We start from the raw sequence: 14165 nt of genomic DNA, 5'->3' as shown, positions 1-14165 counted from the left end.
TTATATAAAAAATGTAAAGTTTCGTTTCTACGCTTTAGTTGCAAAAACTGTCTAATGAAAAGAAGATGAAATACAGGCACAAAGGTCATCAGACATGCTGAAAACAAGGTCGCAAACTTACCGTGTAAAGGCCAAAAATACTGAAACGTGAACCCCGACATGTCTAAAACAATAAGTAAGAATAACAATGTCCATATACAATAATAAGCGTTTGTGGTGTTTGCATTGAAGTAAAAATTGACAAGTACGATGATAAACACTGCTGCTATTATCCCACTTAGTGCCGCGTTCATTAGCGTGCTAGTGAGGACATTGCTATTAAGTTCATTGTCATTAATCAATCTTAGATCAGCCGGTGCATTCGCAAAAGTCTGATATCTAACTATTAAACTAGCCCCAGCTAAATCCTCTTTTGATACTGGGACATATAGTTGAGGTGCTTGCACTTCTCTTTCTGCAAACGTTGTATTTAGTGTATGTTGTGTTAAAAATGAGACCTCATTGTCTTTTATCAAGGCAATATTTAGCCAAGGTAGTCTGCCAAAACCAAACGCAATATAATTTCTCTCCATTGGTAATAGCATATCGGGTGTGATCACTGCCCATTGATATCGCTTGTTTTCATGCTCTGGTCTCTGCTGATTAAGTTTGTCCAATACAGCTTCCGCTTCATCTGGACCTAAGACCAAGATTGAAGATAGTTGTGCTTTATCGACCTTATCAAAATAAATTGTTAGTGGTGTACTTACTCTATACTTGGCATTTGACGTAAAGTCAGCCGCACTGACTGCCATGGCGGCAAGAATTAGTAACAGTGAAAAAAGTCTAAGCATAGTCATATACGGCACAATAATTATAGGTAAATCCTACTTTTAAATAGTGAAGCAAATGTGGATCAAATTTGAAGAAGTAAACAAATGTAAACGCATGCCTACGTTAATAAGTAGAAAAAACAAGATATTACTGCTGTATCGAGAAACTGTTTATGAAAATACGATGAGAAAGTAAGCAGCCGTGACGAGTTACATGAAACTGAAATATAACTGTAACAATAGAGTGGTTAAATGCGCGACTGAAATAAAAATGTAATGAAAGAACATTACTTAATCTAAGAGCGAAACTATGGTTAATCAATCTCAGACCTCGGGATCAGCTAAACTTTTAAACTGGCTGTCTATCATACTACTTGTTTACTTAGTCTTAGTCGCAGTGGGAACTGTGAGTGGCGGTTTTAAGTTGGCTTCAGGTGGAAGTGAAGGCGCGAAAGAAATCTTTGCATTTGCAACTAATCCAATTGTGGCCCTACTTTTGGGAGCTTTAGCTACTGCACTGGTGCAGTCCTCATCAACGGTGACCTCAGTTATTGTTGGTCTTGTGGCTGGTGGATTACCAATAAACATTGCAATTCCTATGGTAATGGGGGCAAACATTGGTACGACTATTACCAATACGCTTGTTTCAATCGGTCACATTCGCAGTAAAGAAGAGTTTAGAAGAGCGTTTGCCGCATCCACCGTACATGACTTCTTTAATTTATTAGCCGTCGCTATTTTTCTACCGCTCGAAATCATGTTTGGTATTTTTGAGAAGTTAGCATCGGGATTGGCCCACGTTTTTGTAGGTGACGYCGATTTATCCTTAAAAAGTTATAATTTTATTAAGCCGTTGGTCAAGCYAGCGGTTGGCGTTGTTAAAGATGGCGTTAGCTTTTTAGACTCCACTGCTGCAGGTGTTGCTATGGTCGTTATCGGGATCATGATGATTTTGTTCGCCGTAACCTATTTAGGCAAGTTACTGAAAAAGGCATTGGTCGGTAAGGCTAAAGAGTTACTACACAGTGCTATTGGCCGAGGTCCATTTGTTGGTATTGGTTCGGGTGCTGTAGTTACGGTAATGGTACAGTCATCATCGACTACAACTAGTTTGATGATCCCGCTTGCTGGAAGCGGCGTATTTACCACTCGTCAGATATATCCATTTACCTTAGGTGCGAATATAGGCACTACAATTACCGCATTATTAGCGGCTACATCTATCACAGGCCCCGCTGCAGAAGTAGCATTAACTATTGCGCTTGTGCATGTTATGTTTAACATTTTTGCTGTTGCGTTTATTTATGGCTTACCGCTGCTTAGAGAAATTCCTCTACATCTGGCTGAGAAGTTAGCAGAAATTGGGGCTAAAAATAAACCTGCGGCTTTAGCATATGTCTTAGGTTCATTCTTTGTATTTCCAGGACTTATTATGCTCGCAGTACGATAAATTTAACTAAAAAGTGCGTTTAAAGCTCGGTATTGCCGAGCTTTGACTTTTTTAGTCTTTGGTTGGTAAGTCATAATTCTGTAATCTAGCTTTGAGATAATTAACATTGTCTTGTAAATAACGAAAGAAAGTAATGAGTAGCAAACCTGGTATTTTTAGTTTTAATGCAGCACAGATCACAAGTTCTATGAGGGGACAGTACCGTGCTGTTCAGCCCTATGAGAAGCTTAGTCTGCAACCAGGTGAGCAAGGACTTTCTTTGGTAATTGAGTTGCCAATCGATGCACGTATTGATGACCGAGTTAACGTTGTACTTACAAAGCACGACGAGCGGAATGCAAAGTGCGAGGTCTCTTTGGTGGTAGATCCGGAGTCTTATCTCACTAAGATTGTAGAAATCAAAGTAAAGCAATCGCTTGATGCTGGTCCCTACTTTATGCAATTGAACCTAGTGGGGCTCCACGATTATTTAAAGAATGCAGCTGAGTTTGATATCATTTTGAATGAGAGAATTACCGTAAGCGAGCCAGTATCTGAGCTTGTCAAAACTCAGACTACTGGCTTCAAACGTATTTTTAACTCGGCAGTGAGCGCAGTATTATCCGTTTTTTAGCGACTATGCTGGTAATGAAATCTTACCCATAGAAAAAGGCAGTGCATTACTATCACCTGAAACGGTTTCATTCGCAAGTAGCGCAAACAAAGCGGCTTCTTTGGCGTCGGGGTTTACTCCCAGTTGTAAAAAGTCCTTGAGTAAAACATGGTTACTCAAATGGCTTTCAATTCGCTCCATTAAAAATACATTATGAATACCACCTCCGCTAATATATAGCTCTAATTCAGTTGTACCAAGCTCATTCACCGCATTTGCGACAGTGATAGCTGTGAATTCAGTCAGTGTCGTGATGATATCTTCATGATTATAATCTTTTCCATCCAATGCGTGATGCACAAAGGTTTGATTAAATAACTCTTGTCCAGTTGATTTTGGAAGTGGCATCTCAAAGAATTGGTGCGACAGTAAAGCTTCGAGAAATGGCAATTGAATTTTGCCACTTGACGCAATCTCACCATTTTCATCGAATGGCAGTCCCAATACGTGGCGGCAATATTGGTCTACTAATGTGTTTCCAGGACCAATGTCACTACTTATACTCTGCGTAAGTGTACAGTTTTTTGGTAAATAAGTAAGGTTTGAAATACCGCCAATATTGAGCAAAACCCTATCGATACTCGTGCTCGAATATAACAGGTAGTCACCATATTGCACGAGAGGCGCTCCTTCATATCCCTTGGCGATATGCTTTTGTCTAAAGTCTGCGATGGTGATGATGTTCGTTTTTGTCGCAATAATATCAGCATCAACGATTTGCAAGGTGCTATTTAATTTTTCAAAGTCAGCAAAGGCTTGTTTCGGACAATGGTAAAGTGTTTGTCCATGACTCGCTATTAAATCAACAGTGTCGGCTGCAACTTGCCACTCTGCCAAAATATTATTGATTAGACTTGCGTACAACTCGCCGAGCCACGCATTTAATTGACACAACGTCTTAAGATTTACCTGAGATCTAGACGCATGATCACTGAGAAGCTGCTTTTGCGAAGGGTTATATTCTATTGTGGTAAATCGCTCAACCGTTAGCTGTGTATGTTTCCCGGCACCTTCAATTTTACATAACGCAATATCTAACCCATCTAATGAGGTACCGCTCATTAGTCCGAGTATATATTTGGTCTTTTTTTCCGCGATCGTGGCGAGTTTAATAATATCTGCTTTCATCTATAAAGCGCGCTCCATGATCAATGCTCTTGCCTTTTCATACTTTACTCCGGATAAACTGCCAAATCCTTCAAGTTGTCTGAATTTATATTTAGTAAAATAGGGGCAATTTAAGCCTAGTAAAAACAATGTTTTGAGGTGAGTAGAAAAATTAACGCCGCGTTGCGACGCAAACTGTGAAGCGTCTCTTAAAATATTTCTTGTTGTTTCAATATCTAATCCGTGGCTCTCTTGTGCATTGACGATCAAATGCTTACCGCTGCAGACCCCACAATGGCCACATTGCTCTGGTGCGTGCATATCGCCGAAATAACTGGCGAGCGCTTTGTGGTAACAGGAAGTCAGCTGGAAAAATTTGAGTAAATGTCTTAGCCGTGCAAGTTCGCCTTGCTCTTTAATTTGTGATTGCTGGTAGAAAGACTCAACCAGTTCATTAATGTTAACTTGTTGGACAGGCTTTGAATAAACCGAAGTATATTTAGCGACTTTTACGTCAATCAGTTGTTGATTTTGCAAATACTCAACGACTTCTTGCGCTTTAGTAAGGGAGATGTTGTACCCATCTAATGCTTGATGTGAAAGTAATCCCCATTTCTTTTTGAATTCAAAACATGAGAATAGCTGAGACAAAAACAGTTGCCGTTCCGGCGAGTACCTGGCTAATATTTTATCTTTGTCTTGAGTAAATGCGATACTTAGCTCCGCAAAGTAGCTGTAGTTTACCCGTAAGTAACCTTGCAGTTCGAGTTGGACAATAAGTGTTTTTAATACCAATTGATTAATATTGGTTTTGTAGGCAAGTTCGTATTCGTTGAGGTGATAATCTGTAGCTGGCTCACCGAAAAGTTCGTTAAAAAGCAGCGTTAATGACTCTCGCTCTAATGCACTGGCATAAACGAAGTTCTCTAATGTGGCAATTTTTTCATTATTAATTAAAGCAACGCAATGTGCATTTTCGCCATCCCTGCCAGCCCTACCGACTTCTTGACTATATCCCTCAATAGATTTTGGCATATCATAATGTAGTACCCAGCGAACATCGGGTTTGTCTACACCCATACCAAACGCAATAGTCGCTACAACGATAAGATTAGCTTTCGCTAGAAAGTCAGCTTGAATTTGGGCCTTTTTCTCACTCTGCAATGATGCATGAAAGGCTTCTGCAGGAAAGCCACAAGCGGTTATCATTTTTGCTACTTCTTCAGCTTGTTTTTGCTGCGTGACATAAACGATACCTGCGCCTTTTGCTTTTTTCAAAAAGGCGAGTAGATATTCGTCTTTCTGAGATTCGCTAATATGCGCCGCACTTAAGAATAGGTTCTTACGGTAAAAGCCCGTTCTAATGATATTTTGATCGGATACATCGAATTTATCTGCCATATCGCGTGCAACTTTATTTGTTGCTGTCGCGGTGAGTAATAGCACTTGGTTGATACCAAGTTCATATCGATATTTAGCCACTTTTAGGTAATCTGGCCTGAAATTATGTCCCCACTCAGAAATACAATGCGCTTCATCAATGACAAGAAAAGAGATATTGCTTTGTGATAATAGAGTCCGAGCCTTTTGGCTATTCAGCCGCTCGACAGATATAAAGAGGACTTTAAGAGCATTGTTTCGCACCGCATTTTCTATGCGTAATGTTTCCTCTTTATTTTGAGTACTATCAAGACAAGCCGTCGCAACCCCTTTACTTTGTAGGTAATCTCGTTGTTCATGCATCAATGCCAATAGCGGTGAAACGACTACGCACACCCCTTGCTTCATGATTGCTGGTAACTGATAACACAACGACTTGCCTGCACCAGTTGCAAAAATAGCGATTGCACTTTGGCCTTGCAGTATAGATTCTATGACTTCCGATTGTCCCGGGCGAAGTGTCGTATGTCCAAATGTGCTTTGTAATGTTTGAAGGAGTTGCTGCTGTTGAGTCATCCTGAATCTTTTCTATATTTTTCTGAGATATTCGCTATTGTGCCATTTAAATTGGTAATTGCTTCATTGACCCGCTCAATGTCACTACGCTTAAATGCATGACGTCCAAGCATAAAATGAATAGCGTTATCGTTAACTACATAAGGGTGTAGCTGAATGCTTTGATAGCCTAGCTTGTTGATATAGTAGTAGCCTGCGTCTTCATCTTCAATCAGAAAATCGACGCGGTTTTTAGCCACCATTTCTATTCGCCTGTCCAAGCTCGCGATTTCAAACAACCGCTTGTCATACCAATCGATTTTTTTTATTTGCTTTACTTCCTCACCGTAATAGGCTCCGGGATTAGCCGTAAATGTATAGCCTGCAGAAAATAACTCGATTAAGTTGCTATCGAGATCTATTTCCTTGTTAGCAAACAAACGCATTCTTTCACGCCGATATGGCGACGAGAAGTAAGCGATTTTTGCTCTATCAACACTAAAACTTGCGGATGGTAGGACATCAATTAAGCCCTTCTCAAGCTCGGTGATCCCACGTGCTGATGAAGGAAGTTGAATAAACTCGATACAAAACCCGGCGCGCTCAAACACTGCTCTAGTGATATCTACGTCTATGCCATAAGGACGAGTGCCATACATAACAAAAGGCGGCCAGCTAGAGCCAATGCCGATTTTTAGGGACAACTTATCCGCGCAATCGGAAGCGTAGCTTTTTGGAAAAGCCAAAACGAATAATAAAACGGATAGACGAATAAGCACTGCCAGAACTTATGACTCTTTTATGAAGTTCATTATGTCATTATGAAAGACCAAGCAGAAAAAGAAAGAAGAAATTGCTGATAAAAGCCAGATAATGGATAACTTTATGTTTATGTGCATAAAAAATGAGCTTGACTGGCAAGCTCATTAATTGGGGATGGTTAGATTAGTTAGTTACTGCTTTCCATACCGCAGCAGTTCCAGGTTCCTCGCCTCGAGTCCACCATTTTGCTTCAAAGACATTACCATTGTGAATTACACGGTCACCACCAACATATACGGTAGAGCGATCCCAAGTCGGGTATTGGGCGCCACCGTCTTTAATTGTGACATTGAATGTTGTATCTACAGCGTTAACCCCGTCTGATACGGTAACTGTGACTGGCACGGTTGTGTCGGCAGTGACATTTGCAGCAGTAATAGTGGCTGAGCTACCATTTGCTACAACGCTCAGTTCGGCTGGTGCATTCCAGCTATAGCTAAGTGCTGCGCCTTCAGGGTCAGTAGCTGATACATTGACAGTAGCCGAGGCTCCTTCGTTAACCGTAATATCTGAAACCGGTGTAACGACTGGCGCTGCATTTGCTCCTTCTGGGTTTACAACTACAGCGACTGTTTTGGTTGTTGACAATGCGCCGTCATTCACCGTTACAGTCAAGTCATAGCTTGTCTGCTGAGTGACAGATGGAGCAGTTACAGCGACAGCTGCGGTGTTGTTAGCAGATAAAGCCAAACCAGGCGCAGCAACCCATGAGTAGGTTAGTGGATCATTGTCTAAATCGCTTGCTTGCGCATCAACATTCACAACCTGACCTGAGGTCACATTGATTGGTCCAGAAACGCCGATAGAAGGAGCACGATTAGGGATCTCACCCGCTGTAAGGCCATCATACATCGCATTTAGAATGTCGCCATTATCAGCGTCAATTTCCCAAGCAAATAAACCAGCCAGTTGATGAGTGTTCGCATACTGGCCTTTTGCGATAACGCTGCGTGGGCTATCGTAAGTGATGAGTTTACCGTTACTTCTGTTCCAAACATATGCTGCTTGTGCTTGCTCATCGTAGCCTACTTCATAACCATTAACGCCTGAACCACCTTGGCCTACAGCGTTTGCTGCAATAGCCTTGTAATCCATAATACCCGGCTCCCAAACGCCCTCACTTGTAGAACCAGTCAACGGCCCATTGCCCGGCGCTGTCATTGGATTGCCTGGAATGGTCGCATTTGCATCAAGCACACCTTCCCAGCCGCGACCGTACATTGCAACGCCCATAACGAGCTTAGAGGGCTGTACACCTTGTTGAAGTAATAACTGAATTGCATGGTCGCCAGTGTATGCAGGGCCTTTGCGTGGCACTCCATTGTCATCAACACCTGTACCGTTACATTCATCTGTACTTAGATGAGAGCCACAATAGATACCAGTCTGATGACCCGTTTCATTGTTCCAAGCGCCATAGAAGTCATAGGTCATCGCAAAGATATAGTCCATATACTGCTGAGCAGCTTGGTAATCTACATCTTCAATCTTGTCGTAACCTGCACCTATTGCCGATGTGAGCTCATATTGACGGCCAGTTTCAGCTTCTAATTCATCTAGCATTGCACGAAGTTCTTGCATTAGCGCCACATATGCAGGACCGTCGTTAACTGGATCGCCCAGATCTGGGTTTGGACCATCACCACCTGGGAATTCCCAGTCGATATCTACACCGTCATAGAACTTCCAAGTTTTAAGAAATTGTTTTACTGACGCGACGAAAGTGTCGCGGTTTGCTTTATTTGTAAAACCATGGAACGGATCTGATAGCGTCCATCCCCCTACCGAAGGGAGAATTTTAAGATCTGGATAACGTTGTTTTAGTGCCATCAATTGAGAATAAACACCGCGAATAGGATCTTTTGCATCCACCCCTGGCATAGATTTTTGGACGGCTGCCCAAGGGTCGTGAATGACGACTTCATAATCTTGAGAGTCAGCACATGCAGTTTGTAGTGCTCTCCAACTATTACCATTTTCAATGGATTTGAGTGATTCGTTAGGACCACAAATAGGAATAAAGCCATATAAAATGTGAGATAGGTTATGCGCTGGGATCTTAGTTACGTCGTAGTCACGACCATAAATGCCCCATTCAACGAAATATGCACCCGTTACCCGGCCTGGAATTGTCCCGTTATTGCGGTTGTTAGGATCTACATTCATAGGAAGTGGCGCGAGATGTGCTCCGTCTGTGTCGGCAATGACGATTTCTTTCCCTGCGCTTCTTGCACATACAGTACCTTCACATAGCTCTAAATAAAGCTGATGGCGACCGGATTTAGTATAGGGAAATTGTACTACGCCACTTTTAGTACCAGCTGAAAGAGTACCTTGGTTAACGAGCTGGTCATCAAAATATACTTTATAATTGTCGCCGCCAGAGCCACTCCATGCATTCCATTTGATGCTAATATCGACAACTTCTTTGGCTTTAACCAGTTGTTTGTATGAGCCTAGCCCATCAACGTTAACCTCAACGAACGAATACTGTTGTGGCTGCCAGTCTAGCGTTGGTGTGGAAGGAGCGGCAAGTGCTCCGCCACTCAGTAAGGCAAGTCCTATATAGCTGGTGATTTTGTTAAGTTTCATATCTTCAACCTTATTGTAGTTACATGTTGTACCCAATTAATTTGGGTTTTCTTTAAATTGCTTTCCAAACATCGGACGTGCCGGGTTCTTCTCCCTGCGTCCACCACTTGGCTTCATATACTTTTTGTTTATGCGTTACTCTGTCGCCTGCGACATAAGTAGTTGTGCTACTCCAAGCTGGGTATTGGTTATTGGTGCTATCTTGAACGGTAATTTTGAAACTTACGGTCGTGCTTGCTTTGCCATCGGTGACATTAAGTTCAGCCTGAAAGGTTTGATCAGCGGTAACTTCAGGTGTTGAGATGGTAATGGTGTCACCTTCGCCACTAAAGCTAAGTGGTGCAGGAATGCTCCAAATGAACGATAGTGGATCATTTTGGTCGTCAAATGCATGTGCATGCACGGTCACTTGGCTGTTTTCTGAGATAATTTGGTTAGAAATTGGGTTCACCATAGGGGCAGTGTTGTCGCCGCCTTTTACGATGCTAAGATTGCTAGTGTAGGCTGCACTTGGCAAAAATACTTCGTTTGCCAATAAGGCGTTAGGATCAAATACGATTGAGCCGTCCGCTTGCTTAATACCAATGTTGACCTTATTACCGTAGTTGCTATTAAGATAAAGAGCTAACTCAGCTTGCCATGTTGATGCATTAGTGGAGGTTACATTCAGGTGATGGCTAATTAATTCGTTGCCAGATTGGTCAAATGTCCTAAACCACACACTATCGCCGGCTTTAGCATCTTGGCCTTGTTTTACGAAATAGCCGCTGCTCACCCATTCTGGTGGTGCCCCCGTTGGGGTTATTGTGATATCAGAGCAGTTATAAAATCCCTCTCCTGCGACATCAAACCGTTGCCAACGGGTATATAATACAGCATTGCCCTCTCGGCCTTGCGGTATATCTATTTCCATTTTATAGAAGCGCTTACCTTCAGGATCCACGACGAAATCAATATTGCCAAATTCATTAATAAGCTCTAAATCATTCCAAGTCAGTGGAGATGTATCACCATCATAGTTCGGCTTTGACAGGAAAAACTGCCAAAAGCTGGGGTTATGGGGGGTTGTAGCTCTAAAGCTAATGGCAAGTTTATTTTGGGCGTTTGGCTCTACAACTGTGCGCTGCCAGTGCGATGAGACAACACTCATGCCACTTTTGTTCGGGTCGCCAGCTGAGCAAAGCGTACCATCGGGAATATTTGCTTTTACCGCCTCTAGATTATTGTAGTCAGCGGTATTGGTTGAAAACTCATGCTCTTGCACAAACTGAAAATGGCCTGAGTCTAGAAAAGCTGCTTGGCACGCTAGGTTTGGGATATTTGAACCATCATCTGGCCACCAATAACCTCCTTGCGCTTGACAGATAGCTTGCCTTGCTTTGGGAAAGTCCATAAAACCATGAGCTGAAACTGCGTTTGAAAGCAAAGCCGAGGTTACGCCAAAAAGACCAAGCGCATATTTACGGTATAAACTATTCATGCTTATTCGCCTTTCATAAAGGGGGAGCAAAGCTCCCCATTAACTATTTACAAATTGCAAACCTTGGTATAGTCGCTGCTGACTGATGGCTGCTTATTGCTCCACCACTTCGCTTCATACACCGCGTTTCCTTCAACAATTAAATCACCTTGAGCAGCATGTGTACCTTGTGGCAAATTAGGGTAAACCACAATTTGACTGATAGGTGTGCCTTTACAGCTAGTTACCGGATCGGTAGGTCCTGTGCCAGGTGCTGCGACCGGTAGGTCGTTATATTCGCTGGTGAATGCATAACGGTTTCCGTCTTTCTCAACTACAAAGTTAACGGGGCCAGAAATAGGCATGTAATACATGACTTGGGCATTGATGGTTTCGCCTGGAGCAAAAGACTTAGGCGTACCACCCCACTCATTCACAAGCGTGATTGAGAATCGATGGAATTCATTTTCGAAGCCGCCAATATTATTACCCGCAGCATTTGAGCCATTTACGTCCACTGCCATACCAAGCTTTTCTTGTGCATTCCAGTTCGATTTAAAAATTGCCGATGTTGCAACAGGAACATCAAAGGAAATTTTCGCGCCACTCAAATCTATCGCTGAGTTGTTGGTAAAGGCAAAAGTTGGTGCAATCGGATAGTTAGCATCTCCTGCTGGAAAATCCTTCGCTACGAAGGTTACATCAACAGCTGACGCTGGTTTTACAAAGCTCTTATTTCCTTGTTTTACAGAGTAAGGCGTGCCACTTTGGTTAAACTTGTTGTAGGCTAAGGTTGTTAGCGATGAACCCATAAAGTATTCATTCTTGCTTGCATCATAATCGAAATCACCTGCAAGCTCCCAGAACATGATACCGCCTAGTTCTTGGTTGATGACATAGTCGACTTTGGCGGCCATTGATTCTTCATCTTCAATAGATAGAAAAACATTCTTGGTGGCGTTCCAGAGCCAAGGAGCAACGGCAACAGAATCGTAATGGCGCGTATAGCTGCCATTAATTTGATGCTCAGGGTTATTAACTGGGTCTAATCCATAATCACTTAGGTAACTACCTAACACGCCATTTTGAAGGTTTTTAACATGCCAAAGTGGGTTCGAACCTGCCGGTACTTCTAAGCCAACGTCGTTCTTGTCGTGCCACAAGTTATCGATACCTACTGCACCATTACCGCACTTGTTCTTTTCGCCGCTACCAGTTCCTGGAGGACAATCAGCTTGGTTAGGCAATGCAGCCTGTCCCCATAAACCATTTGTACCGCCCGTAACATCTCTAAAACCCCGAGTATAATAAGGGATGCCAATGTTGATCCGTCCTGCAGAGACAGAGCCTCTGAAATATTTGACCGCCCAATCAGTGTTAAGGTAACCAATTCCTTCAAATTCTTTGGTGCCATATACATTCCACTGCTTAAGTTCTGAATCTTCGCCAGTGTCGAATAGCGATGCGTTATGACCAACGTGCTGGTTCCACGCTCCGTGTAAGTCATAAGACATGATATTGACATAGTCTAGATACTTGGTGACTTGGAATGTCTCCATACCACGTAGAAGGTAACCAGAAGAAGGTGATGCAATCGTTAGTAAGTAGTGAGTATTGTCTTGTTGGCCTGCTTGGTCTAATGCTTCTCTCAGTTTTTTCATTAATACTTGATAAGAAGCATTCAATGCTGCTCTACGCGGGTTAGATATTGCAAAATCATCGGGATGACCAGAGTCATTCATTGAAGATGGGTATTCATAGTCGATATCGACACCATCAAAGTTGTATTTACGGATAAATTCAACGGAACTTGCTACAAACGCATCAATACCTGCATGATTCACGCTTCCATCTGCATTGGTAGTCATCGTATAGAAGCCACCGCTGGCGACACGCTTACCTGTTTCGTCAAAGTAGCCACCAGTTTCTGCCCAGCCGCCTACGGAGATCAAAGTTTTCACATCAGGGTGCTGTTTCTTGAATTTGTTCAGTAAGTTAAAGTGGCCGGTATAAGGAAGAGATGGATCCATTTCTGCCCCAGCAACACCTGGCCATGTCATATTCGTTGCAGGATTGTTAGGTGCAGTTGGGTTCCCTATTGATACCTTGTTATTGGCATCAACGTGCGCGAAAGCGTAATTGATGTGGGTGATCTTATCCCATGGAATATCATCAACTAAATAGCTAGGCTGACCATTCTTACCCGTTCTCCAGCTAGTAAAGTACCCTATGACACGTCTTGGGTGATCGCTTCCCATTTTTTCACGGCCGTTTTCATCGTAAATATCACAATAGTTAGGCGAAGTGTTGGGGGTCTGGTAAAGGCCATGTGGAACACAGCTGTTTGCAACTGGAGGTGTTTCAATCACACTTGCATTAAGTATGCTCTCAGCCGTTGCACCGGTATTATCTTCAACAATAAGCTTTAATGTTACCGCACCAAGTTGTGTTGGTGTCCAAGTGTGCTGAGCTGGTGTTGTTGTACTTTCAAATGCGATTTGGTCGTTAATAAGCAGCGTTAGTTTTGCTATTGAGCCGTCAGGATCCGAGCCATCAAGAACGATATCTACAGGTTGATCAATAACTAGATCACTACCTCCACCGAACGAAAGGTTTGCTGTAGGTAACTGATTTCCTGTCGTATTAACGATAACATTTGTTGTTAACGTGTTGGACACTGCTTGCTTATCATCTGTTGCAACAACAGAAATTGCGTGAGTTCCGGCGATTGCCGCCCAATTAAATGAAAAACTATCACCCGTTGCTGTTGTATCAATACCGACTGACATGCCATCTACAAAAAATTCTACCTGAGTTACTTCGCCATCTGTGTCTGTTGCATTTACAGAAATGGCAACGCTGTCATTTTCATTAAAAGAGGTCCCGTCAACTGGCAGTAAATTCTGTATTAAAGGGGGATTGTTGTTGACAACGCTGTCACAGTCACCCAATTTTTTCCAATCATCCCACGGACCAGAGTGTGTAATCGGATCGGCTTGTGTCCACCATTTTGCTTCAAAAGCTTGTTTCGATTTTTGTACCTGAGCGCCTCCATTGTAAGTAGAGTTTTGTGACCATTCTGGTAGGCCATCACAGTTGTAAGCATATGAGTTTGCGCAAAAAATAGCTCCAATGAACGCAGCCATTTGCGATAGTTTAAGGGTCTTTACATGTTGTTTCATAGTTTGGTTCTCCAACCATTTATTGTATTTGGTTAACAATAACACCATAAAGCTAACACATAAAATTAATATGGCAACAACAAATTTCGGTTTAAGTTTACGTTTACGTAAACGTTGTTTTCATCCTTTTTTCATTAAACTGTAACACTAACAC

The 14165-nt window shown here is 42.4% G+C and carries 9 protein-coding genes; 2 read left to right on the top strand and 7 right to left on the bottom strand.

Annotated features, from left to right (window positions below; genetic code table 11):
- Nucleotides 1–839: 7TM-DISM domain-containing protein (locus L1D50_RS15180; RefSeq protein ID WP_239966329.1), on the bottom strand; the 839-nt coding region annotated here is incomplete at its 3' end.
- A gap of 283 nt (nucleotides 840–1122) precedes the next feature.
- Between L1D50_RS15180 and L1D50_RS15175 the strand changes: the two genes are divergently transcribed.
- Together L1D50_RS15175 and L1D50_RS15170 are read left to right on the top strand one after the other, a co-directional pair.
- Nucleotides 1123–2262 (top strand): Na/Pi symporter, encoded by a 1140-nt coding sequence (locus tag L1D50_RS15175; protein ID WP_239966328.1) that lies wholly within the window; start codon nucleotides 1123–1125, stop codon nucleotides 2260–2262.
- A gap of 133 nt (nucleotides 2263–2395) precedes the next feature.
- The gene (locus tag L1D50_RS15170; protein WP_128727076.1) at nucleotides 2396–2875 is read left to right on the top strand and encodes a hypothetical protein; all 480 of its coding nucleotides are present in this window, start codon (nucleotides 2396–2398) and stop codon (nucleotides 2873–2875) included.
- Nucleotides 2876–2878: 3 nt separating this feature from the next.
- Here the strand turns inward: L1D50_RS15170 and L1D50_RS15165 are convergent, their stop codons facing one another.
- From L1D50_RS15165 to L1D50_RS15140, 6 genes are all read right to left on the bottom strand, one after another.
- A complete protein-coding gene (locus tag L1D50_RS15165) occupies nucleotides 2879–4042 on the bottom strand; it encodes an anhydro-N-acetylmuramic acid kinase (RefSeq protein ID WP_128727075.1) in 1164 nt (387 codons plus the stop codon).
- Complete coding sequence (locus L1D50_RS15160) at nucleotides 4043–5977, bottom strand: RecQ family ATP-dependent DNA helicase (RefSeq protein WP_239966327.1); 1935 nt, start codon at nucleotides 5975–5977, stop codon at nucleotides 4043–4045. It abuts the gene before it with no gap.
- Nucleotides 5974–6735 (bottom strand): transporter substrate-binding domain-containing protein, encoded by a 762-nt coding sequence (locus tag L1D50_RS15155; RefSeq protein WP_239966326.1) that lies wholly within the window; start codon nucleotides 6733–6735, stop codon nucleotides 5974–5976. Before L1D50_RS15155 ends, L1D50_RS15160 begins: the two co-directional genes overlap by 4 nt.
- A 166-nt stretch (nucleotides 6736–6901) precedes the next feature.
- Nucleotides 6902–9370 (bottom strand): glycosyl hydrolase family 18 protein, encoded by a 2469-nt coding sequence (locus tag L1D50_RS15150; RefSeq protein WP_239966325.1) that lies wholly within the window; start codon nucleotides 9368–9370, stop codon nucleotides 6902–6904.
- A 52-nt stretch (nucleotides 9371–9422) separates the two neighbouring features.
- Nucleotides 9423–10850 (bottom strand): lytic polysaccharide monooxygenase, encoded by a 1428-nt coding sequence (locus L1D50_RS15145; protein ID WP_239966324.1) that lies wholly within the window; start codon nucleotides 10848–10850, stop codon nucleotides 9423–9425.
- A 47-nt stretch (nucleotides 10851–10897) separates the two neighbouring features.
- Nucleotides 10898–14011, bottom strand: coding sequence for a glycosyl hydrolase family 18 protein (locus L1D50_RS15140; protein ID WP_239966323.1), 3114 nt, complete (start codon nucleotides 14009–14011; stop codon nucleotides 10898–10900).
- Nucleotides 14012–14165: the final 154 nt, after the last annotated feature.

The organism is Pseudoalteromonas sp. Isolate6, from assembly GCF_022398435.1.
GTDB classification, from domain to species: Bacteria; Pseudomonadota; Gammaproteobacteria; order Enterobacterales; family Alteromonadaceae; genus Pseudoalteromonas; species Pseudoalteromonas galatheae.
Note: the sequence above shows the minus strand (reverse complement) of the source record. Positions and strands in the feature narration are given on the sequence as shown.

What these genes read in the sequence shown, in the direction of transcription:
- L1D50_RS15165 (WP_128727075.1), bottom strand. Translation starts at nt 4,042, where the DNA reads ATGAAAGCAGATATTATTAAACTCGCCACGATCGCGGAAAAAAAGACC.
- L1D50_RS15145 (WP_239966324.1), bottom strand. Translation starts at nt 10,850, where the DNA reads ATGAATAGTTTATACCGTAAATATGCGCTTGGTCTTTTTGGCGTAACC.
- L1D50_RS15160 (WP_239966327.1), bottom strand. Translation starts at nt 5,977, where the DNA reads ATGACTCAACAGCAGCAACTCCTTCAAACATTACAAAGCACATTTGGA.
- L1D50_RS15140 (WP_239966323.1), bottom strand. Translation starts at nt 14,011, where the DNA reads ATGAAACAACATGTAAAGACCCTTAAACTATCGCAAATGGCTGCGTTC.
- L1D50_RS15150 (WP_239966325.1), bottom strand. Translation starts at nt 9,370, where the DNA reads ATGAAACTTAACAAAATCACCAGCTATATAGGACTTGCCTTACTGAGT.
- L1D50_RS15170 (WP_128727076.1), top strand. Translation starts at nt 2,396, where the DNA reads ATGAGTAGCAAACCTGGTATTTTTAGTTTTAATGCAGCACAGATCACA.